This window comes from Sphingomonas sp. 1F27F7B (genome assembly GCF_005503355.1).
Lineage (GTDB): Bacteria > Pseudomonadota > Alphaproteobacteria > Sphingomonadales > Sphingomonadaceae > Sphingomonas.
The window spans coordinates 42524-63124 of the sequence record NZ_SCMK01000019.1; the positions used below are offsets into that span (position 1 = coordinate 42524).

Consider the following 20601-nt stretch of genomic DNA (forward strand, 5'->3'; position numbering starts at 1 on the left):
GATTTCTGCGGAGTTGGCTTCGCAAAAAGCGCTGCGAACGCGTGATTTAACCGTTCCTTCAAGGGTCGGGGCCTAGGCCTAGGGGGCATGTCGGCACGCAGAGAGCCCTTGGCGACCTTGGTCGGTGCTTCCACGAGCGCCTTCGCGATCACCGCGGAACACGCGGAAATCGCGAAGGAATTCGTGCAAGTGCACGGCGCGAGAGAGGGCGGCGCAGGAGCCGGCATTCGCGGGCGCGGCGGCAAGCGCGAACTGCACCGGGCAAGTAACGATCGCCATGTCGAGGGGCGCTTCTGGAGCGTTCTGGGACTGTGCGAGATCGCGAATTTCGCCTCGCTGCGCCGCCATCTGGGTCGCGCCCGCGCCGATTCGCTGGTGCTGGACGTGGCGCGGCGAATCACCGGCCTGGTGCCCGATGTTCGCATCGCCGCGGCCGGGCGCGCGCTGATCGAGATCAGTTTCGAGCGGGCATCGCCCGAAGCCGTCGCCGACGACATCGATCGGATCCGCAAGGGTTTCCAGCGTACGCTCGACCTCGACGGCGAGCCGCATCACCTCCAGATGCACTTCGGCGTCGCCGCCGCGCCCTCGGTGGAGGATGACGAGGTGCTGCTCGCCGAGGCCGCCGAATCCGCGCTCGAACAAGCACGGGCGGACGGGCGCGTGGTGATGCTCGATCTCTCGCGCGCGGACCTGGCCTTCGACAAGCTGACTCTGATGCGTGAGCTGCCGCGGGCGATCGCCAATGGCGAGATGTTCCTGCAATATCAGCCCAAGGTCCATGTTCGCCGGCAGGAGATCGCCAGTGCCGAGGCGCTGGTCCGCTGGCAGCACCCTACGCGCGGGCTGATCCTGCCGGGCGACTTCATCTCGGTCGCGGAGCAGGCGGGCGAGATATCGACGCTCACGCTCTGGACGTTGCGCCAGGTGATCGAGGACCAGCGCAAGTTGCGTGCCGACGGTTTCGACATGCTGCTCTTCGTCAACATCTCGGGCCAGCTTCTGGCCGACCCCGGCTTCGTCGACGAAGTGTGCGAGATGCTGGCCAATACTGACGCGAAGCTCGGCTTCGAGATCACCGAGACCGCGGTGATCCGCGATCCGGAAAGCGCGATCCGCCACCTCCAGTTCTTCGCCGACAGCGGCGTGACGCTCGCGATCGACGATTATGGCGCGGGACTCTCCTCGCTCGCCTATCTGAAGAAGCTGCCTGCGCGCGAGCTCAAGATCGACAAGATGTTTGTGATGCAGCTCACCAGCAGCAATCGCGATCCGCTGATCGTGCGCTCGACGATCGATCTCGCCCATGCACTGGAGATGGAAGTCACCGCCGAGGGCGTGGAGACGCCGTCCGCGCTGGCGCTGCTCAGCGTGATGGGCTGCGACATGGTACAGGGCTTCCTGATCTCGCGCCCGCTGGGACTTGACGCGTTCCGCAAATTCCTCGCGGACGACGGCCATCTCGACAATGCGAACGGCCATCCGGCATCGTTCGTCCGGCCCGAGAGCTTCTGGAAGCGCGCCTGATGCGCGTGCTGCTGCGTTCCCTCCTGGCCGTTGCCGCGCTGCTCGCCGCGGCGCCCGTCCTTGCCCAGGTGCACCCGCGTTCCGATTTCCCGCCGGCGATCGAGGCCGAGATCCGGGCCGCCAAGGAAAGCATGATGTCCGATCAGGCGGAGGCGCTCCGCCACGCCGCCGCGATCGACGGCCTGGCGCGGGGCCTGCGGGACGAGCGGCGGCGGGTGCTGGCGCTGGGTACTGCGCGCTGGCTGGCCGCCGAGGCGCATATCCGCAACGAGGAGCCCGCCAAGGCCGCGCCGCTGCTCTCCGACGGCCTGAACCTGATCCGTTCGATTCCGGAGCCGATCAAGCTGCGCGGCGACCTCATGATGTCGCAGGGCGCCTTCTTCATGGCGCGCGACCAGGCGGCGCAGGCGCTGGACAGCTACCAGAACGCCTTTCGCATCTTCGGCGAGGTGAAGGAGCCGCGCAGCCAGGCGATCGCGTTGCAGAACATCGGCGGGCTCTACAGCGTCGCCAATGACGATGCCCGCGCCGAGGAATATTTCCACCAGGCGGCCGTGCTGTTCACCGACGATCCGGTGCTTTCGCTCTCGCTCCACAACAGCCGCGGCAATGTGCTCGCCAAGCTGGGCCGCGATGCGGAGGCGAGCAAGGAATATGATGCGGCGATCGTCGTCGCACGCGGCATGAACAAGCCGCTGCTCGAAGCGCGCCTGCTCAGCAACCTCGCGCGCAGCCAGGTGGCGCTGAAACGCTATGACGACGCCAACCGGACGATCACGCGCGGCTTCGAGCTCATCCGCGGCGCCGATGCCGACGTGCTGCGGCGGCACCTGCTCGCAACCGCCGCCGCCCTTGCTTCCGAACGAGGGAATATCGGGGAGGCGTTGCGGTTCATCCACGGCACTTTCGACGGCATGGACCTGGGAAAGACCACGGTCGAATTCCGCAGCGACCATTTCTACGCCTATCAGATATTCGAGAAGGCGGGGAATGCGCGGGAAGCGCTGACGCATCTCCAGGCGATGAAGCGCCTCGACGATGAATCCACCAAGGTGGCCGCCACCGCCGGCGCGGCGCTGATGGCGGCGCAGTTCGACTGGGCGAAGCAGCAGAACCAGATCCTGCAGCTCCAGACCCGCGAGGCCGAGGGGCGGGCCCGATATCTGCAGACGCTGTTCCTCCTGATCGGCGCCGCGACGGTGATCGTCATGGCCGCGCTCGGCTGGGGCCTGATCACGGTTCGTCGCAGCCGCAACAAGGTGCGCGCCGCCAACATCGTGCTCGGCGAGACAAATGTGGCGCTGGAAAAGGCACTCAAGGCCAAGACCGAGTTCCTCGCCACCACCAGCCACGAGATCCGCACGCCGCTGAACGGCATCCTGGGCATGACTCAGGTCATGCTTTCGGATTCGAAGCTCGAGGCGCAGACGCGCGAGCGGATCGGCATCGTCCATGGCGCGGGCGTCACCATGCGCGCGCTGGTCGACGACATCCTCGACGTCGCCAAGATGGAGACGGGCAATCTGAGCGTGGAAGCCGCACCGATGGATCTGTGCGCCACGCTCCGGGACGTCACGCGTCTGTGGGAGGAGCAGGCGCGCGCGAAGGGGCTCGCCTTCCGGCTCGAGCTCAGCCACGCCCCCCACTGGATCGTCAGCGACGCCACTCGCCTGCGCCAGGTGGCGTTCAACTTGCTCTCCAACGCGATCAAATTCACCGAGAAGGGCGGCGTCACGCTGCGTGCGGTGGCCGAGGGCGAAGGCGATGCGCGCCGGCTCAAGCTGTCCATCGAGGATACCGGGATCGGCATCCCGCGCGAGAAGTTCGAGGAGATATTCGAGAGCTTCCGCCAGGTCGACACCAGCACCACGCGCCGTTTCGGCGGCACCGGCCTGGGCCTCGCCATCTGCCGCAATCTCGCCCGGGCGCTGGGCGGCGACATCATGGTGGAGAGCGAGGACGGCAAGGGTTCGCGCTTCATCGTCGACCTGCCGCTTGTCCCGGCCGAAGCGCCCGCGGCGGCTGCGGCGAGCGAAGGTGCGGCGGGCTTCGACCTGGTCGTGCTCGACAGGAATCCCATCGCGCGCTCGATGCTGCGCACCCTGCTGGAACCGCGCGTCGCCCGGTTGCGCTTCGCCGGTTCCGCCGCGGAGGCCGTTCCGATGCTCGAGGCAGGCGGTGTCAGCCATCTCCTTGCCGACGAGGCTACGCTGAAGGCCGAGGCGGATGGCCCCGTGCGGGCGCTTGCGATGCTGCGCGCAGCGGCCGAAGACGCGGTCCATGCGATCCTCTGGCTCAGGCCCGATGCAGAGACCGCTGCTGAGCTGATTGCAGCAAGTAACGGCAAGATAATCGAAAAACCTATTACCGGCGTTGGCTTGATCGATGCTATCATTCCATCAGCGGAAGAAAATTCCGGCAAGAGGGAGGGGGACCCGCTTGTATCTCGGGCGGCTTAGGGCGATAGCACACCGGACATGAAAAAAACGGTCGCGCGCATCTCGGGGAAACCGGTCGCCACGGGCGGACGGGCATGAATATCCTCTTCATCGAGGACGATCCGATGAACCGTCGGGTCGTGAAGGACATGCTCGACGTCGCGGGGGCCACGATGGCGGAAGCGAGCTGGGCCGAGGAGGGCCTGGCGATGCTCGACGCGGAATCGTTCGACGTCGTGCTGGTCGATCTGCGCATGCCAGGCATGGACGGTTTCGAGACGATCCGCCGCATCCGCGCGCGCGGCGACGCGAAGGGCGAACTGCCGATCATCGTCGTCACCGCCGACACTGCGGTGGACCTGCGCGAGCGCTGCCTCGCGATCGGTGCCGACGACGTGCTGTTCAAGCCGGTGGCGATGGACGCGCTGTTCGATTCGATCGGCCGCGTGCTCGCGATCCGCGGCGGTGGCGGGATGATCCTCTGATTCCGGGCGGGGCGGCGGGAACGGGTTGGTCCGTTCCCGCCGTCCGCGGGTCTCAGCGCGCGATGCCGATCACTGCGACCGCGGTGTATCCGTCGGCGATATTTCCGCTCATCGCCGGCGTCTGCTGGGCGATCTGGGCGCTGCTATTGTCGCCGAACACATTGTCGCTGCTCAGACTGACGCCCGCGAAGTTGCGGATGCTGGCCGTATAGCCGCTCGCGCCGTTATAGACCGTGCCGCACGCCGCGCTCGGCATCGCGAGTTGCGAGACGAGCGTCGCATAGCGACCGCCCGTGGCGTTCGCCAGGCTCGAGAAGACCTCGAAATGGATGTGTGGCCAGCGCCCGGCATAGCAGCCGGGGAAGATGGTGGTGAATGTCGCCCGGCCATTGGAATCGGTCACGCCGACGCCGCGCAGATAGCTCTCTGCCGGCAGGTCGTAGAGCGAGTATTTCCCGTCGCGGTCGCAGTGCCAGAGGTAGATGGCATGGCCGGCCAGCGGCGCGCAGGCGGCGTTCACGTCGACCAGGGTAAGCGTCAACACCACCGGCACTCCGGCCGCCGTGGCAGTCGAGCTGCCGAGGAAGCTGGAACGAATGTCGCTGCGCACCACGTTGGCGGCGGTGAGCACGTTCGACGTGATTCCGCTCGAAATGTTGGTGCCGTCGGCCGGATAGGGGCCGTTGGTCTCGACGGGGTCGGCGACGCAGCTGCCGCCGGTTGCGGCGGGCGTTGGCGCGGCAGTGGCCGCGGGTGAAGGGGTTGGCGTGGCGCCGCTCGCTTCCGTGCCGCCGGCGCTCGCGGACATGGCCGCGGATGATCCGCCGTCGCAGGACGCGAGCATTGCGGCCCCGCTCGCCCCCGCGAACCAGCCGAGCGCCCGCCGGCGGCTGGCGAGCCGCGTCATTGTCTTCAGGTCATGGGCAAGGCCCAGGTCGTGCGCATCTCGATGATCCATTGTGCCTCCTTGGTTGGAAGGCTCTGGTCACATGCCGGACACATGCCGGAATTTCGGGCAGTCGCCGAATATTTCAATGGGTCGCGGCTCAGGCCGGCAAGCGGACGCGGACCCGCCCTCCGCCGCCGGGGCGATTCTCCAGCCTCACCTCGCCGCCATGTGCTTCGGCGATCGAGCGGACGATCGCCAGGCCCAGCCCGGTGCCGCCGGTCTCCCGGCTCCGGGAAGCCTCGCCGCGGACGAAGGGCGCGAACAGCGCTTCGGCCCGCGCCAGGTCGAAGCCGCGCCCGTCATCCTCCACGGTCACGTCCACCTTGCCGTCATGCAGCGCCCAGGCGAGCCGCGCGCGTTCGCCGTAGCGCACCGCGTTCTCGATGAGGTTGGAGAACAGCCGCCGCAGCGCCGCGGAATCGCCGCGCACCACCGCGCGGGGACCCGCCGCGACGGTCACCGGCGTGCCGGCGGTGGAGAGATCGTCAACCAGGCTCTCGATCAGGCTGCCCAGGTCCAGCCTCTGGTGCGAGGCCCCATCGCGGCCATCGCGCGTGAAGCTGAGCGCGGCCTTGATCATCGCGCGCATCTCCTCGATGTCCGCTTCGGCGCGCAGGCGGGCATCGTCGGGCAGCCGCTCCACCCAGAAGGCGATGCGCGAGAGCGGCGTGCCCAGATCGTGCGCGATCGCGCCGAGCATCGCGCTGCGGTTCTCGGCTTCGAGCAGGATGCGCTCCTGCATGCTGTCGAGCGCGCGGGCGAGCTCGTGCACCTCGCGCGGGCCCGTTTGCGGGATCGGCTGGCGCGCGCCCAGTCGCACGCGCGTCGCTGCGCGGGCCAGTTCGCGGATCGGCCGCGAGATCCGCCGCGCGACTCCCCAGGCGAGCAGCGAGAGCACCAGCAGCGTGCCGAGCATTCCCAGCAGGCGGACCAAGTGCCAGGGCGTAAAGGCGGGCTTCGGCAGGCTGGTGGCGACGACCCAGCCATTCTGCACTTCCAGCGCCACGGTGAAGCTGCCGCGCATGTCCTGCTCGGGATCGCGCGCCGGAATCTGATAGAGCCCGTGCACCCGCTCCGCGGGCACGTCCATCAGCCGGGCGATCGCAGCGTCGCGCTCGGGGGAGGGGTGTTCGTCTTCGCGGCCGAACTTGTCCTCGTTCGTGCGGGTCACGGTCATGCGCCGCTGGGCGGCGGGCGGCACGCTGCCGGTGCGCAGTGCCTCGGCCACGCGGGCGAGCGGCAGCGGCCCCGGCCCCGGCGGCGGGCCGTTGAACATGATCGTGAACTGCGTCGTCGTCGCGATCACCGCGGCGGCGATGACGAGCAGGACGATGGGAACGGTGATCGAGCGCCGAGTCACGGGATCACTTGGTCGCGACTTCGGCGACGAACATATAGCCTTCGTTGCGGATGGTGCGGATCAGGTCCTCGGAGCCCGGGCGGGCGAGCTTCTTGCGCAGGCGGCTCATCTGCACGTCGATCGCGCGGTCGAAATGTTCGGCGTTGGGGCCGCGCGAGAAGTCGAGCAGCATGTCGCGGGTCAACACCCGGCGCGGCCGCTCGACCAGGGCGAGCAGCAGGCGGAACTCGCCGTCGGACAGGTTGATGATCACCTCGTCCGGATCCCAGAGCTGGCGGGCCACCGGATCCAGCCGCCAGCCGGCGAAGCGAAGGAAGGCGCGGGTCGGCAGCGCGGTCGGCGCGGCGCGGTCGCCCTGGCTGCGGCGCAGCACCGAACGGATGCGGGCGAGCAGCTCGCGCGGATTGGCGGGTTTCGGGACGTAATCGTCCGCGCCCATTTCCAGCCCCACGATCCGGTCGATGTCCTCGCCGATCACGGAATGGAGGATCACCGCGGGGCCGGTCTCGCGGTCCATCGAGCGCAGGATGGCGAGTCCGTCCTCGCCCGGCATCATCACGTCGAGGATGATCAGCGCGTAATCGTACCGCGCGGCGAGCGCGTGCATCTCGGTCCCGCCTGCAGCGGTGTCGACGACATAGCCGTGCTGCGACAGAAAGGCCGCGGTGAGTTCGCGGATACCGGGATCGTCGTCGACGATCAGCAGGCGGGTCTCGAGGTCCAAGGCCAAGGCGTCTTGCAGCATCCGACAGGGTTAGGATGCGAGCCTAACGCCCGTATTGCAGCGCTGCAACGCGCGGAAACATCGGAAGGGAAGAGGCGCCCGCTCCGAAGGGGCAATCGCCGACCCGGCGCATTATTTGCTAATGATTAGCAGTAACCTGTCACTCCTCGAGTATCCGCGAATGTTTCGCAGTGTCCCGCATGCACAGATAGGTGATCAGCGAGACGCCGATCATCCCGGTGACGTACCAGTAGAAGCCGCGCTCCCAGCCGGCATCCTTGAACCACAGCGCGACATACTCCGCCGTCCCGCCGAACGCTGCGTTGGCGACGGCATAGGGAAAGGCGACGCCGAGGGTGCGGATGTGCGCGGGGAAGAGCTCCGCCTTCACCACGGCATTGATCGACGTATAGCCGGTCACGATCACGAGCGCGCCCAGCATGAGCAGGAAGGCGAGCAGGGGGCTGCGCACGCTCTCCAGCGTGGTGAAGATCGGCCAGGTCAGCAGCACGCCGAGCACGCCGAAGCCGATCATCAGCGGCTTGCGCCCGATCCGGTCGGAAAGCGCGCCGGCCAGCGGCTGGATCAGCATGAAGCCGAACAGCGCCGCGGCATTGATCTCCGAAGCCGTGGCGCGATCGAAGCCGGAAGTGTTGACCAGGAACTTCTGCAGGTAGATCGAATAGGCATAGAAGGCGAGCGTGCCGCCCGCGGTGAGCAGCATCACCAGCATGACTTCGCGCAGATGGTGCCGGCGCAGCGCGAAGATGCTCGAACGGCCCGCGCTCCGCTTCTCGAAGCTCTCGGTTTCGGCCAGCCGGCGCCGCAGCCAGAACACGATCACCGCCAGCGCGCCGCCGATCAGGAAGGGGATGCGCCAGCCCCAGGCGTCGAGATCCGCCTCGCTCAGCGTCGATTGCAGTACGAGCAGCACGAGCAGCGCCACCAGCTGGCCGGAGATCAAGGTGACGTACTGGAAGCTCGACCAGAAGCCGCGATGCTGCTTGCCGGCCATTTCGGAGAGATAGGTGGCGCTGGCGCCATATTCGCCGCCCACCGATATGCCCTGCATCAGCCGGGCGAGCACGAGCAGCGCGGGCGCGGCGACGCCGATTGTGGCATAGCCGGGGGTGAGCGCGATCAGCAGCGATCCGGCGCACATCAGCGTCACCGACAGCGTCAGCCCCGCCTTGCGGCCATATCGGTCGCCATAGATGCCCATCAGCCAGCCGCCCACCGGCCGCATCAGGAAGCCGACCGCGAACACCGCCGAGGCATTGAGCAACTGCGCGGTCTGGTCGCCCTTGGGGAAGAAGTGCGGCGCGAAATAGAGCGTGAAGGCCGAATAGGCGTACCAGTCGTACCATTCGACCAGATTGCCGGCCGACCCTCCCAGGATCGAGCGCAGGCGGTGTCGAGGCGGCGTGGCGGTATCGGCTGCTGTCATCGCGCCACTATGCCGTCAGGAATCGCGCTTGTCTTTGGCTGCGATATCGGCTGTGTGGCGCCACGAATTTGGAGAGGAAGTTCCGGAAGATGCGTGCCATCCTGCTCGTCGGTGCCCTTGTGCTTGCCGGTTGTCAGTCCGCCGCGGAGCGCCAGGCCGCGGCAACCGGCGAGTTCGAAGTGCATAATGCCTCGATGAAGGAGGTGTCCGGCCTCTCCAAGGCGGCGCACTCCAAGACGCTGATGCAGCCCGGTACGTGGGATTCGGGGATGGAGGTCCTGTCTGCGGAGTTCGCGGACGGCCCGGACAAGGCCGATCAGCTGGCGGCGGTGCAGAAGCAGCAGCGCCATGCGGTGAAGTGCCAGACGGCGAGCGACCTCAAGCCGCTCGACATCGAGAATCTCGAAAAGGTGGCCGGCACCTGCACTTTCCCGCGCTTCGTGCAGAAGGGCGGGAAGCTGGACGTGGAGATCCAGTGCACGCAGGCGAACGGCGCGAAGACGACGCTTCTCTATGTCGGCGCCATGGGCAAGCAAGCCTATGACGTGACGGTCGATCAGAAGAGTGGCGTGAAGGGTCAGCCGGGCTATGCCGCAATCCGGATGCGCGTCTATGGCAAGCGGCTTGGCCTCTGCCAGGGCAAGCCGGCCGCGTGAGCGGCTCGACGTGCCATCCGGGGTAGTGAGCCTGTTCGTGCTTGAAAAAATGGAATTGCGCTGTTAGGTGGCCGCCACGACGCCGCTACCCTGCGTTCCGGCGAACCCTTTTCTATTGATTTGAAGATCGGAGCACTGACGGGTTTATGCAGATCATCGTTCGCGACAACAATGTCGACCAGGCGCTGCGCGCGCTCAAGAAGAAGCTGCAGCGTGAGGGCGTCTATCGCGAGATGAAGCTTCGTCGTCACTACGAGAAGCCCAGCGAGAAGCGCGCCCGCGAGCGTGCCGCTGCGGTCCGTCGTGCCCGCAAGCTCGAGCGCAAGCGCATGGAGCGCGACAGCGCCCGTTGATTTCGCGATCTGCCACGCGCGGCATCTCGCGCGTGGCTGTCGTGACCTTCGTGACTTTCGGGTAGTCCAATACCCGCGCCTGGAGCCTATCGCATGTCCGTGACCGCAGTTCCGCTCCAGCCCATCAAGCGCAGCTACAAGATCTGGCTCTGGGTCGGCCTGGTGCTGGCGATCGCCGTTGCGGTGGCGCTGGCCTGGACGGGCACGCGTTCGGTCGTGGCCGCCAAGGGCGACGATGCGCAGTTCCTTGCCTGGAACAAGGGCCAGCTCGGCGTGCGGACTAGTGCTTCGGGCCTTCAGTATCAGGTCCTCAAGGAGGGCGCGGGCCCGAAGGCGCAGGACGGCGACGGTGTCTCGGTATGGACTGTCGGCACGCTGCGCGACGGCACCATATTCCAGCCCGCCGGCGATATCCGCCTGCCGGTCGGCGGTGCGATTCCGGGCTTCGACGAAGCGCTCAAGATGATGAGCAAGGATTCGAAGCTGCGTATCTGGATCCCGGCCAGCCTCGCCTATGAAAAGGCGGGCCCGCAGCATCCGCTCTACGGCAAGCTCCTGCAGTTCGACCTCGAGATCAAGCAGATCATCCCGGCAGCCGAGCTGCGCCAGATGATGCTGCAACAGCAGATGATGCAGCAGCAGGGCGGTGGTGGCCCGGGCGGTCCTGGCGGCCCTCCGCCGGGCGGCCCTGAGGGGCAGTAGGAACATGAAAAACGCCGGCGGATCGCTCCGCCGGCGTTTTTGCTTGCGTGGCTGCTCGGTTCAGGGCGCGGTGTCGATCACCCAGCGTTGATTTCCCTCGAAGCCCATCGCGGTGAGCTTGCCGCTGCCATAGGCGCCGGTATCGAGCCCGATCCGATATGGCTTCTCTTCCACCGCCTCGGTGATGGTGTGGCCGTGGACGACGATCTTTTCCAGCGGCCCGGAATGTTCGATGAACTCTTCGCGGATCCAGCGCAGGTCCTTGGCGCGCTGACGCTCCAGCGGCTCGGAAGGGCGGATGCCGGCATGGACGAAGGCATAGTCGCCCAGCAGGATCATGTCCTCGAAGCTGGACAGGAAGGCGATATGCTCGGCGGGCACCAGTTCGCGCAGCGCTTCGTGCAGCTTGGCATAGTCGAGCGCGTTATATTGCTCCAAGTTGATGCCATAGCTCAGGATGGTCTCCTTGCCGCCGATCCGGGCGAAGAAGCGCAGCGACTTCTCATCCTCGATCGCAGCGAGGAAGACTTCTTCGTGATTGCCCAGCAGGAAACGTGTGCGACCGGCTTCTCGGCGGGCTTCGAGTGCGCGCAGATAGTCGATCACCTGCGCGGATTGCGGGCCGCGATCGACGAGGTCGCCAAGGAAGATGAGCATGGTGTCGGCGGCGGGCCGGCTGGCGTCGTCGGCCAGGATGCGTTCGATCAACTGCTCTAGCAAGTCCAGGCGGCCATGGATGTCACCAATGGCATATCCGCGCTGCCCGGGGGGGAAGTGGCCTTCCGGACCCTTGCTCGCGGTGTCGCGTAACTTGAAGAGTTTGCGGAGCATTGCGCGCACTTGAACTACGTAAAGCGGGGCATTTTTGTTACCCCGAAAACAAAAGTGGCGGCCCTGGGGCCGCCACCTCGAAACTCTGCCTTGGCAGTCCGATACTACGGGCTGTCGGGCTTGTCGTCGCTGTTGGCCAGAACCACGGCGCCGCCGATGATGGCGACAGTGGCCAGAACGCCGATCAGGACGGCCGGGGCCAGCTCGCTCTTCTTGCTGGTCGAGGTCGCGGTGCGGACACCCGACAGCGACAGCTTGGAAGCGCTCGTCGGAGCGGCCAGAACAGGAGCAGTCGCCATCGACGCGATAGCGGCCGCAGTAAGAAGCTTAGTGAACACTCTTTTTCTCCCTCTTTCGAGCTCTGGTGCTCTCGTCACGCAGCCCTATGGCACAGGACCTGCGCAGTCGCAACACCTCAAACTTTGGCTACGGCGAGAAACTTCCCGTCGTGACCCTTTGGCAACACTCGGCCCGGTTTGTCCGGGCTCCATTAGCACCGGGCCGACCCGCACCAAGTGGTTACGGAGCCGTCCTTAACGCGCCGCACCAATATAGCCAAGGGGGTTAATGAAGTCTCTCAGCCAAAATGGGCTTGTTTCGTGATGGTTAGAGCGGATTTCTTGTGACGCTTTTGTTGCGGGAGCCGCTCTCGGCTTCAAGTTGCACTGCAAAATCAAACGGAAGGACGCCGAATCGGGGCAAGTACGAATCGGGAGCCCATGTTGCGGAAGTGCCCGATTGGCGATGTGGTCCGTCCGTCGTACTAGGGCGCCATGAAACCCCTGTTCCGCGAATTCCGCATTGGCGCGCCTGGCCGCCGGGATGGTCTGCTGGCCGGCGTTCTGATCCTCCTGATGACTTCTTCCGCTCCGGCGCGAGCGCAGGACGGGAGCCTGTTCGAAACCGTGCGCATGGCCGATATGCGCGTTGCCGGGATCGGCTGGAGGCTGGCCACCGCCAACGCCGCACTGTGCGACCGCATCGAGGCGGGCATCGGCCTCCAGCTCCATACGCTCGATCAGTTCGATCCCGGCGCGCGTGAGGCGGCGCGGAAGCATTTTCATTTCGCGACGGCGGTGGCGGTGGAAGGCGTGGTTCCGGGCAGTCCGGCGGATAGCGCCGGGCTGCGGGCCGACGATTCTCTGGTGCGCGTCGGCACGGTGGATATCGCCGCGCTGCCGGGCAAGCCGGGTAGCACCGACAAGCTGGTGGCCGCACAGCTTGCGATCGCGGCGCTTCCCGCCAACGGCCCCATCGCGATTGAGGCGATCCGGTCGGGTGCGCCCATCCAGGTGACGATCCAGCCGGTGCGCGCGTGCAGATCGCGCTTCGAGCTCGCACTCGACGGCGGCTTCGGAGCCTCGGCGGACGGGACGATGGTGCAGATCGGGTCGGGCTTTCTCGACGACTATCCCGACGACCAGCTCGCGGCGGTGATGGCGCACGAATTCTCTCACAACATCCTGCACCATGGCGATCGCCTGGAGGCCCGCGGCGTCGACTATGGGCTGCTGGCCGGCTTCGGGGCCAATGTGAAATATTTCCGCCAGACCGAAGTGCAGGCCGATCTCCTGTCGGTCTATCTGCTCGCCAACGCCAATTATCCGGTGCGTGCGACGATCGATTTCTGGAAGCGTTTCGGGCCGAGCAAGGCAGGCGGCATCCTGCGCAGCCGCTCGCATCCCGCCTGGCGCGATCGAGTGGCGACGCTGGAAGCGGAGGTGGCGAAGGTGGAGCCGCTGTCCGCCCGTCCGCTGGTGCCCGCGCTGATCGCCGAGCGCGACAAGCCGCTGGACGGCGACTGGCAGTCGATCCTGGTTCGCCGCTAGCGGCGGAGATCAGCTCGCCAGCCGCAGCGCCTCGCCCGCGGCGCCGCGGGGCTGATCCGGCCAGATGCCGCGCGTGTCATAGACCTGCTTCTCGGCGCGTTCGTCGAGGGGGACCGACTTGAACACGTCGTGATCGACCAGCACCACGAAGATGTCGCAGCCTTCGATCGCGCTGTCGACGTCGATCAGCTCGGCGGCGGTGCCGTCGAATGCGGGGGGCAGCGCGCGCGCATAGGGCTCGACGATCTGGATGCGCTCGCCGAAGCGCCGCGCCAGCGCCGCCGCCACCTTGAGCGCCGGGCTTTCGCGGAAATCGTCGATGTTCGCCTTGAAGGCCAGGCCCAGGCAAGCGACGCGCGCGCCCGGGTTCGCCTCGATCATCGCGGCGGCTTGCGCAATGACGTAGTCGGTCTTGCCGTCGTTGACTTCACGGGCAGTGCGGATAAGCGGCGTCTGCTCCGGCGCGGCACTGACCAGGAACCAGGGATCGACCGCGATGCAATGACCGCCCACGCCCGGGCCGGGCGAGAGGATGTTGACCCGCGGATGGCGGTTGGCGAGGCGGATCACTTCCCAAACGTCGACGCCCATCTTCCCGGCGATGAGGCTCAGCTCGTTGGCGAAGGCGATGTTGACGTCGCGAAAGGCATTCTCGGTGAGCTTGGTCATCTCCGCGGCCTTGGCCGTGGTGGTGACGCAGGCGCCGCGCACGAAGCGCCGATAGAATTGCAATGCCTTGCGGGCGCAGCGCGGCGTGATGCCGCCGATGACGCGGTCATTGTCGATCAGCTCGACGAGAATGCGGCCGGGCAGCACGCGTTCGGGACAATAGGCGATCGCGACATCGGCGCTGCCGGCGCAGTGGCCGGGGATCTTGAGGTCGGGGCGTAGCTGGGCGAGCAGCTCGGCCACCTTCTCAGTGGTGCCGACCGGAGAGGTGGATTCGAGGATCACCACGTCGCCGGCCTTGAGCGTGATCGCGACATTGGTCGCAGCCTTGAGCACATAGCCGATATCGGGTGCATGGCCCTCGCCGAACGGGGTGGGGACGGCGATGACGAACACCTCGGCCGGCTCGACCTGGAGCGAGGCGCGCAGATTGCCGCGGGCGACGACGCCCGAGACCAAGCCGTCCAGGTCGATCTCCTCGATATGGACCTTGCCCGAATTGACCGTGTCGACCACCGACTGGTGGACGTCGACGCCGAGCACCTTTGCGCCGGTACGGGCGATCACCGCCGCCGTGGGAAGCCCGATATAGCCCAGGCCGAGGACGCAGACCTTGAGCTCAGAATCCGAAACCATGTGCGACGATCCCCGCAATCCGCTCGGAAGCATGGCCGTCGCCGAACGGGTTGTGGGCGCGGGCCATGGCCGAATAGGCGGAAGGTACGTCGAGGAGGGTTGAGATTTCGGAAACGATACGCTCCGGGTCGGTGCCCACCAGCCTGGCAGTGCCCGCCGCGACGCCTTCGGGGCGCTCGGTAGTCTCTCGCATGACCAGCACCGGCTTGCCGAGCGCGGGGGCTTCTTCCTGCACGCCGCCGGAATCGCTGAGCACGACGTCGGACAGCTCGAGCGCACGGATGAAGTGCGGATAGTCCAGCGGCGCGATGCGGGCCACGTTGGGCCGGTCGCCCAGCAGCCTGTCCATTGCCGCCACGACATTGGGGTTGGGATGCATCGGGAAGAGGATCGCGGTGTCGTCGCGATCGGCGATCCGGCCGAGCGCGCGGGCGATATCCTCCATGCCGCCGCCGAAATTCTCGCGGCGATGCGTGGTGACGAGGATGACGCGCTTGCCGGCGAAACGATCGGCGATCGGATCGAGGCCTGCCGACAGGCCGGGCTCGGCTTCGATGCGCGCGCGCGTGGCGAGCAGGGCATCGATCACCGTGTTGCCGGTGACGTGGATCGTCGCGGGATCGATGTTCTCGCGGCGCAGCGCCTCGGCGGCCGTTTCGGTGGGCGCGAAATGCTGGTCGGCAATGGGGGCCACGATGCGGCGGTTCACTTCCTCGGGCCAGGGCTGGTAGATGTCGCCCGATCGCAGCCCGGCCTCGACATGGCTGACCGGCACCTTGCGGTAATAGGCGGCGAGCGCGCCGACCATGGCCGTGGCGGTGTCGCCCTGGACGATCACCCGGTCCGGCCTTTCCTCATCCATCACCTTGCCGAGGCCAGTGAGCAGGCGGGCGGTCAGCTGCTCGAGCGCCTGGCCTGGCTCCATCAGGTCGAGGTCGATATCGGGCGTGAGACCGGCGATCGCCAGCACCTGGTCGAGCAGCCCGCGATGCTGCGCGGTGACGCAGGTGCGCACGTCGAGCCCGGGGGCGGCGGCGAGCGCGCGCACGACGGGAAAGAGCTTGATCGCCTCGGGACGGGTGCCGAAGATGAGGAGGACGCGGCGGGACGGTGAAGACATGGTCGCCCGCATAGCAGATCGGGCTTAACGCGCCTCTAACCTTGCGCCGCGCCGCGACCACATTCTTGCGGCGGAGACCAGCGCCAGCGCGATCGTGGTGGCGATCAGATCATTTGCCCAATCCTCCCACTCGGCGACGCGGCCGACGTCCATCAGCAGCTGGGCGATCTCGATCGCGGCGCCGAAACCCGCATAGGCGAGAAATTGCCAATAGGGATTGAGCCGCGGCCAGGCCAGGCTGCTGAGCACCGGAAGCGCGCCGAAGGCGAGCAGATGCCGCGCGGGGCCGGATTCGACGATCTGGCCCAACGGTCCGGGCGTTAGCGCCAGAAAGGTGACCAGGACCACGGCCGAGGCAAAGAACAGGCGGAGCGCTATGGACTGCATGCGGGGTCATTGGCATATGTTGCAGTGCAATACGAGCGCGCTCGCCGCTTGCCCGGCACATCACATCGATTGCGCGGCGCGAATTTGACGAGTAGCAGCGCGCCAGCATTTTGGAGATCAAGTCGCGCCATGACCATCAAGCCGCTGCGCAAGGCCGTGTTTCCCGTCGGTGGTCTGGGTACGCGATTCCTGCCCGCTACCAAGGCCCTTCCCAAGGAAATGCTGCCCGTCGTTGATCGCCCGCTCATCCAGTATGCCGTCGACGAGGCACTGGAGGCCGGCATCGAGCAGATGATCTTCGTCACCGGGCGCGGCAAGAGCGCGATCGAAGACCATTTCGACATTGCCTATGAACTCGAGACGACAATGTCCGCGCGCGGCAAGTCGCTCGAGATCCTCGACGCGACCCGGCTCAAGCCGGGCGCGGTCGCCTATGTCCGCCAGCAGGAGCCGATGGGGCTCGGCCATGCGGTGTGGTGCGCCCGCGACATCGTGGGCGACGAACCCTTCGCGGTGTTGCTTGCCGACGATTTCATGCTGGGCAAACCGGGCTGCCTGAAGCAAATGGTCGATGCCTATAATCGGGTGGGCGGCAACCTGATCTGTGCCGAAATCGTTCCCGATGACCAGACGCACCGCTACGGCATCATCACGCCGGGAGCGCAGGACGGGGCGCTGACGGAAGTGCGGGGCCTGGTCGAGAAGCCGGCCCCGGGCACGGCGCCGTCGAACCTTTCGGTGATCGGCCGCTACATCCTGCAGCCCGAAGTGATGCGCGTGCTGGAGAAGCAGGGCAAGGGCGCCGGGGGCGAGATCCAACTGACCGACGCAATGGCTCAGATGATCGGGGATCAGCGCTTCCACGGCGTCACCTTCGACGGCGTGCGCTATGACTGCGGTGACAAGGCTGGCTTCATCCAGGCGAACATCGCGGTGGCGCTGGAGCGCGAGGACATCGCCCCGGCGGTGCGCGAGTTCGTCGCGAAGCGCTGCACGGGCTGAACGACAGCCGCCCGGTATGCGGGCTCGATCGGCCCCGGAGGCGGGGCCCGTCCCCTCACGGGGATGGCAGTTCGACTGCGTTCCGGGGCTGTCGCGCGCGCACCTGCGCCTCGTACTTGCTGAGTAGCGTCGGCCAGACCATTGCGCGGATCCTATCGATCCGGGTGTTCACCAGAGCGTCGTCGCCGGAAAGCGCGGCATAGCGCCCGGACATCAGCGGCGTGGCCTCGTCGAAATAGGCGGCGTTCGGATCGGGTCCCTCGAACAAGCCGTTACCCGCCGCCAGTCCAGCGATGTGGAGTGCGGTGCAATTGTCCAGCGCCGTCCAACTCGGCGTGTCCCGGACCTGGGCGACGCAATCGCGACCTTTGGCGGTGACTGCGTCACCGCCTTGCCGGGAAAGCACTACGAACCGCTCCACCGTCGCGACGATCGCCGCCTTGTCGATCGGGGGCGGTGGGGCGGCACTGGCTTCGGTAGCGGATGACGCCGCCGCGAAGACCGGCGGCGCGTCGAGCCCGAGCAGCCGACGTGCGTTGCCGCGCACCTGTGCGACGGAGGGATTGGTGAGGAGTCCGTCCATCGTGCGCTGCACCGGCGCGGGCAGGTGGATGTCGTTGACGGCCAGATATAGCGTCGGCGCGCTCACGAGCAGGATCGCCAGTCCGACCAGCGCGAGCTTGCGGCGACGCGACGCCCGTCGGCGGGCTGGCTGCGGCGGGGCGCGGTGGCGTGGACCGGCGGATTGCCACGCCTGCGTGGGTGCCGGCCGCTGCGGTGCGGTGGCGGGTTGGGTCCGGCGGCGATCATAGGCGGTACGCGCCTCGGCCGTCACCAGCAGCTTGAACGCGGCATTGATTCTCGCCGACCGTTCGGCGGCGTCGGGTGCCGTGCTGGCATCGGGGTGATATTTGCGGATCAGCGCCTTCCAGGCGGCACGGATAACGACATCGTCGGCCTTGGGGTTGAGGCCGAGTACCTCGTACGGATCGATGTCGTCGGGGGCCCGCATGCGCGAATATCTATCAGGCGCGCCGCAGGGGCGAAAGGCGGGTTTGGGCTACGCCCGCACGACGTTGTCCGAAGCCACGCCGGCCCGTCCGCACGCGTTGCGGGTATCCAGCACTAGCTTTGCCGACGCCACGAGTGCGGCATAGTCCACCGCGTCGTGATCGGTGGCGATCAGCACCGCGTCATAGTCCGCGATCGCTGCTTCATCCCATGCCATTCCGCGTCGGAAGTTGAGCGTCGGGTGCTCCCGCGTGTTGTCGATCTGGGCGACGTGGGGATCGTGGAAATCGGCGGTGGCGCCGCGCGCCTCGATCATCTCCATCAGGCGGAGCGACGGGCTCTCGCGGATATCCTCGACATTTTTCTTGTAGGCGACGCCCAGCACCAGGATGCGCGCGCCGCGCAGGCCCCGGCCGAAGCGCGCGTCCATCGTGTCGGCCAGGACGCGGACGACGTGCTGCGGCATGTCCGCGTTGATCTGGCCGGCCAGCTCGATGAACTTGGTGTGCTGGTTGTACTCCCGCGCCTTCCAGGTGAGGTAGAAGGGATCGATCGGGATGCAATGGCCGCCAAGGCCCGGGCCCGGATAGAAGGGCATGAAGCCGAACGGCTTGGACTTGGCCGCGTCGATCACTTCCCACACATCGATGTCCATCGCCGTGAAGATGAGCTTGAGCTCGTTGACCAGCGCGATGTTGACCGCACGGAACACGTTCTCGGTGATCTTCACCGCCTCCGCTGTCGCGGCGGACGAGACCTGGATCGCCTGGGGCACGATGTGGCGATAGACTGCCAGCGCCAGCTCGGCCGAGGCAGTGTCGTCCGCGCCGACCACTTTCGGGATCTTGGTGGTCGAATAGGTCGGGTTGCCGGGATCCTCGCGCTCGGGCGAATAGGCCAGGAAGAAGTCCTTGCCGGCGATCAGGCCGGTTTCCTCCAGGATCGGCTGCATCACTTCCCTGGTGGTGCCGGGATAAGTGGTCGATTCGAGGATGACGAGCTGGCCGCGGCGCAGCGTCTTCGCGATCGCGCGGGTCGTGCTCTCGACATATTTCAGGTCGGGCTCGAGATGGCGGGTGAGCGGGGTGGGGACGCAGATCAGCACTACGTCCGCCTCGCCCAGCCGGGCCAGGTCGGCCGTGGCCCGCAGTTTCTCGTTCGCGACGAGCGGTGCGATGCGGGCGGCGTCGATATGCTTGATATAGCTCTCGCCGGCTTCCAGCGCGTCGATCTTGGCCTGGTCGACGTCGAAGGCGAGGACGGGGCAGCCGGCCTCGCCAAAGGCCATGGCGAGCGGCAGGCCGACATAGCCCATGCCGATCACGCCGATGATCGCCGTGCCGTTCTCGATCCGCGCCTGAAGCTTGAGCCCGTGCGCGGGCCATTCGATGCTCATAGGAACCCTATCCCGGTGGAAATACGCTTTCGCGCGCATTCATGCCCCGGGAGGGGTTTCAGTTTCGATAATGCGCCAGATACCAATCGATGAATGCGGGAACGCCCTCGCTCGGCGGGGTGGAGGGCGCATAGCCGGTCAGGGTCTTGAGCAGTGCCGAACTGGCCTCGGTCGCGGGCACGTCGCCCTGTTGCATCGGCATGAAGTTCCTGATCGCCTGCTTGCCCAGTGCGCGCTCGATCTCGCCGATATAGTCCATCAGCTGGGTCTGCTGGCCCGCGCCGATGTTGACGGTGCGGAAGGGCGCGACGGGGGATAGGCTGTCGCCCTCGACCGGCGCCGTGCCGGGGACGGCTTCGGTGAGCTTGACGATCGCTTCCGCCAGGTCGTCGACATAGGTGAAGTCGCGGACCATCCGGCCGTTATTGTAGATGTCGATCGGCTCGCCGGCGAGAATGCCCCTGGTGAACTTGAACAGCGCCATGTCCGGCCGGCCCCATGGGCCATAGACCGTGAAGAAGCGGAAGAAGGTCGTCGGGATCTTGTAGAGATGCGCGTAGCTGTGTCCCATCAGCTCGGTCGCGCCCTTGGTGGCGGCGTAGAAGCTCAGCGGCGTGGCGGTGCGCTGCGTCTCGGTGAACGGCATGTCGGTGTTCGCGCCGTAAACCGAGCTGGTCGAAGCGGCGAGCAGGTGCCCGGTGGCGTGGCGGCGGGCGAGCTCGAGCACGTTGAACGTGCCGATCAGGTTGGCCGCGACATAGCTTTCGGGCGCGTCGATGGAGTGGCGCACGCCTGCCTGCGCGGCAAGATGAATCACCACGTCCGGCCGGAACTCGGCCCAGACGGCGCCAAAGGCCGCCATGTCGTCGATCGAGACGCGGGCTACCTTGAAATTGGGATGATTCGACAGGACGTCGTTGCGCGCTTCCTTGAGCGCCGGGTCGTAATAGTCGCTGAAATTGTCGACACCGAGCACGGTTGCACCGCGCTGGAGCAGCTTGCTGGCGGTATGGAAACCGATGAAGCCGGCCGAGCCGGTGACGAGGACGCGGGTCATGCGGTGCCCCGTGCCCCAAGGT

20 protein-coding genes are annotated in these 20601 nt (G+C 66.6%); 8 read left to right on the forward strand and 12 right to left on the reverse strand.

Annotated features, from left to right (window positions below; all coding sequences use genetic code 11):
* The first annotated feature begins 189 nt into the window (after positions 1 to 189).
* From FFS08_RS16750 to FFS08_RS16760, 3 genes are all read left to right on the forward strand, one after another.
* A complete protein-coding gene (locus FFS08_RS16750; RefSeq protein ID WP_249341155.1) occupies positions 190 to 1527 on the forward strand; it encodes a putative bifunctional diguanylate cyclase/phosphodiesterase in 1338 nt (445 codons plus the stop codon).
* On the forward strand, positions 1527 to 3986 hold the full coding sequence (locus FFS08_RS24080; protein ID WP_249341154.1) for an ATP-binding protein: 2460 nt from the start codon (positions 1527 to 1529) through the stop codon (positions 3984 to 3986). Before FFS08_RS16750 ends, FFS08_RS24080 begins: the two co-directional genes overlap by 1 nt.
* 74 nt (positions 3987 to 4060) lie before the next feature.
* Entirely contained in the window at positions 4061 to 4450 is a 390-nt protein-coding gene (locus FFS08_RS16760; RefSeq protein ID WP_086128821.1) for a response regulator, read from the forward strand.
* Positions 4451 to 4502: 52 nt separating this feature from the next.
* Here the strand turns inward: FFS08_RS16760 and FFS08_RS16765 are convergent, their stop codons facing one another.
* The 4 genes from FFS08_RS16765 to FFS08_RS16780 all read right to left on the reverse strand — a co-directional run bounded on the left by FFS08_RS16765 (position 4503) and on the right by FFS08_RS16780 (position 8930).
* Positions 4503 to 5408: a dioxygenase family protein gene (locus FFS08_RS16765; RefSeq protein ID WP_137863507.1), complete on the reverse strand. Its 906-nt coding sequence runs from the start codon at positions 5406 to 5408 to the stop codon at positions 4503 to 4505.
* Positions 5409 to 5496: 88 nt separating this feature from the next.
* Positions 5497 to 6759, reverse strand: coding sequence for an ATP-binding protein (locus FFS08_RS16770; RefSeq protein WP_249341153.1), 1263 nt, complete (start codon positions 6757 to 6759; stop codon positions 5497 to 5499).
* Between the two features lie 4 nt (positions 6760 to 6763).
* On the reverse strand, positions 6764 to 7504 hold the full coding sequence (locus FFS08_RS16775) for a response regulator (RefSeq protein WP_137863506.1): 741 nt from the start codon (positions 7502 to 7504) through the stop codon (positions 6764 to 6766).
* Between the two features lie 139 nt (positions 7505 to 7643).
* Positions 7644 to 8930 carry an MFS transporter gene (locus tag FFS08_RS16780; RefSeq protein ID WP_137863505.1) on the reverse strand — a complete coding sequence of 429 codons (1287 nt, stop codon included), beginning with the start codon at positions 8928 to 8930 and terminating at the stop codon, positions 7644 to 7646.
* Positions 8931 to 9019: 89 nt separating this feature from the next.
* Here FFS08_RS16780 and FFS08_RS16785 point away from each other — a divergent pair, with 89 nt between their 5' ends.
* The 3 genes from FFS08_RS16785 to FFS08_RS16795 all read left to right on the forward strand — a co-directional run bounded on the left by FFS08_RS16785 (position 9020) and on the right by FFS08_RS16795 (position 10641).
* Positions 9020 to 9586, forward strand: coding sequence for a DUF3617 domain-containing protein (locus tag FFS08_RS16785; protein WP_137863504.1), 567 nt, complete (start codon positions 9020 to 9022; stop codon positions 9584 to 9586).
* A 146-nt stretch (positions 9587 to 9732) separates the two neighbouring features.
* The gene (gene rpsU, locus FFS08_RS16790; RefSeq protein WP_010545388.1) at positions 9733 to 9939 is read left to right on the forward strand and encodes a 30S ribosomal protein S21; all 207 of its coding nucleotides are present in this window, start codon (positions 9733 to 9735) and stop codon (positions 9937 to 9939) included.
* Between the two features lie 93 nt (positions 9940 to 10032).
* Positions 10033 to 10641, forward strand: a complete 609-nt coding sequence (locus FFS08_RS16795) for an FKBP-type peptidyl-prolyl cis-trans isomerase (protein ID WP_137863503.1) — start codon at positions 10033 to 10035, stop codon at positions 10639 to 10641.
* Between the two features lie 60 nt (positions 10642 to 10701).
* Here the strand turns inward: FFS08_RS16795 and FFS08_RS16800 are convergent, their stop codons facing one another.
* A complete protein-coding gene (locus tag FFS08_RS16800; RefSeq protein ID WP_137863502.1) occupies positions 10702 to 11472 on the reverse strand; it encodes a metallophosphoesterase family protein in 771 nt (256 codons plus the stop codon).
* 104 nt (positions 11473 to 11576) lie between these two features.
* On the reverse strand, positions 11577 to 11810 hold the full coding sequence (locus FFS08_RS16805; RefSeq protein ID WP_137863501.1) for a hypothetical protein: 234 nt from the start codon (positions 11808 to 11810) through the stop codon (positions 11577 to 11579).
* Positions 11811 to 12326: 516 nt separating this feature from the next.
* On the opposite strand from FFS08_RS16805, the gene FFS08_RS16810 reads away from it, so the two are divergent.
* Complete coding sequence (locus tag FFS08_RS16810; protein ID WP_171012662.1) at positions 12327 to 13301, forward strand: M48 family metallopeptidase; 975 nt, start codon at positions 12327 to 12329, stop codon at positions 13299 to 13301.
* Positions 13302 to 13310: 9 nt separating this feature from the next.
* Here the strand turns inward: FFS08_RS16810 and wecC are convergent, their stop codons facing one another.
* From wecC to FFS08_RS16825, 3 genes are read right to left on the reverse strand one after another with little or no spacing between them, the layout of a single operon-like run.
* Positions 13311 to 14606 (reverse strand): UDP-N-acetyl-D-mannosamine dehydrogenase, encoded by a 1296-nt coding sequence (wecC, locus tag FFS08_RS16815; protein WP_137863499.1) that lies wholly within the window; start codon positions 14604 to 14606, stop codon positions 13311 to 13313.
* Positions 14590 to 15726: a non-hydrolyzing UDP-N-acetylglucosamine 2-epimerase gene (wecB, locus tag FFS08_RS16820; RefSeq protein WP_137863498.1), complete on the reverse strand. Its 1137-nt coding sequence runs from the start codon at positions 15724 to 15726 to the stop codon at positions 14590 to 14592. Before wecB ends, wecC begins: the two co-directional genes overlap by 17 nt.
* 24 nt (positions 15727 to 15750) lie before the next feature.
* Positions 15751 to 16113, reverse strand: coding sequence for a VanZ family protein (locus tag FFS08_RS16825; protein ID WP_137863497.1), 363 nt, complete (start codon positions 16111 to 16113; stop codon positions 15751 to 15753).
* 129 nt (positions 16114 to 16242) lie between these two features.
* Between FFS08_RS16825 and galU the strand changes: the two genes are divergently transcribed.
* On the forward strand, positions 16243 to 17115 hold the full coding sequence (galU, locus tag FFS08_RS16830; RefSeq protein ID WP_137863496.1) for a UTP--glucose-1-phosphate uridylyltransferase GalU: 873 nt from the start codon (positions 16243 to 16245) through the stop codon (positions 17113 to 17115).
* A 55-nt stretch (positions 17116 to 17170) separates the two neighbouring features.
* Here galU and FFS08_RS16835 read toward each other — a convergent pair whose 3' ends face one another.
* From FFS08_RS16835 to FFS08_RS16845, 3 genes are read right to left on the reverse strand one after another with little or no spacing between them, the layout of a single operon-like run.
* Positions 17171 to 18127: a J domain-containing protein gene (locus FFS08_RS16835; RefSeq protein WP_137863495.1), complete on the reverse strand. Its 957-nt coding sequence runs from the start codon at positions 18125 to 18127 to the stop codon at positions 17171 to 17173.
* Between the two features lie 48 nt (positions 18128 to 18175).
* Entirely contained in the window at positions 18176 to 19522 is a 1347-nt protein-coding gene (locus FFS08_RS16840) for a nucleotide sugar dehydrogenase (RefSeq protein WP_137863494.1), read from the reverse strand.
* 58 nt (positions 19523 to 19580) lie between these two features.
* Entirely contained in the window at positions 19581 to 20579 is a 999-nt protein-coding gene (locus FFS08_RS16845; protein WP_137863493.1) for an NAD-dependent epimerase/dehydratase family protein, read from the reverse strand.
* Between the last annotated feature and the right edge of the window lie 22 nt (positions 20580 to 20601).

What these genes read in the sequence shown, in the direction of transcription:
- FFS08_RS16800 (WP_137863502.1), bottom strand. Translation starts at nt 11,472, where the DNA reads ATGCTCCGCAAACTCTTCAAGTTACGCGACACCGCGAGCAAGGGTCCG.
- FFS08_RS16835 (WP_137863495.1), bottom strand. Translation starts at nt 18,127, where the DNA reads ATGCGGGCCCCCGACGACATCGATCCGTACGAGGTACTCGGCCTCAAC.
- FFS08_RS16785 (WP_137863504.1), top strand. Translation starts at nt 9,020, where the DNA reads ATGCGTGCCATCCTGCTCGTCGGTGCCCTTGTGCTTGCCGGTTGTCAG.
- wecC (WP_137863499.1), bottom strand. Translation starts at nt 14,606, where the DNA reads ATGGTTTCGGATTCTGAGCTCAAGGTCTGCGTCCTCGGCCTGGGCTAT.
- galU (WP_137863496.1), top strand. Translation starts at nt 16,243, where the DNA reads ATGACCATCAAGCCGCTGCGCAAGGCCGTGTTTCCCGTCGGTGGTCTG.
- FFS08_RS16810 (WP_171012662.1), top strand. Translation starts at nt 12,327, where the DNA reads ATGACTTCTTCCGCTCCGGCGCGAGCGCAGGACGGGAGCCTGTTCGAA.
- FFS08_RS24080 (WP_249341154.1), top strand. Translation starts at nt 1,527, where the DNA reads ATGCGCGTGCTGCTGCGTTCCCTCCTGGCCGTTGCCGCGCTGCTCGCC.
- FFS08_RS16775 (WP_137863506.1), bottom strand. Translation starts at nt 7,504, where the DNA reads ATGCTGCAAGACGCCTTGGCCTTGGACCTCGAGACCCGCCTGCTGATC.
- FFS08_RS16780 (WP_137863505.1), bottom strand. Translation starts at nt 8,930, where the DNA reads ATGACAGCAGCCGATACCGCCACGCCGCCTCGACACCGCCTGCGCTCG.
- FFS08_RS16845 (WP_137863493.1), bottom strand. Translation starts at nt 20,579, where the DNA reads ATGACCCGCGTCCTCGTCACCGGCTCGGCCGGCTTCATCGGTTTCCAT.
- wecB (WP_137863498.1), bottom strand. Translation starts at nt 15,726, where the DNA reads ATGTCTTCACCGTCCCGCCGCGTCCTCCTCATCTTCGGCACCCGTCCC.
- FFS08_RS16825 (WP_137863497.1), bottom strand. Translation starts at nt 16,113, where the DNA reads ATGCAGTCCATAGCGCTCCGCCTGTTCTTTGCCTCGGCCGTGGTCCTG.
- FFS08_RS16840 (WP_137863494.1), bottom strand. Translation starts at nt 19,522, where the DNA reads ATGAGCATCGAATGGCCCGCGCACGGGCTCAAGCTTCAGGCGCGGATC.
- rpsU (WP_010545388.1), top strand. Translation starts at nt 9,733, where the DNA reads ATGCAGATCATCGTTCGCGACAACAATGTCGACCAGGCGCTGCGCGCG.
- FFS08_RS16795 (WP_137863503.1), top strand. Translation starts at nt 10,033, where the DNA reads ATGTCCGTGACCGCAGTTCCGCTCCAGCCCATCAAGCGCAGCTACAAG.
- FFS08_RS16765 (WP_137863507.1), bottom strand. Translation starts at nt 5,408, where the DNA reads ATGGATCATCGAGATGCGCACGACCTGGGCCTTGCCCATGACCTGAAG.
- FFS08_RS16760 (WP_086128821.1), top strand. Translation starts at nt 4,061, where the DNA reads ATGAATATCCTCTTCATCGAGGACGATCCGATGAACCGTCGGGTCGTG.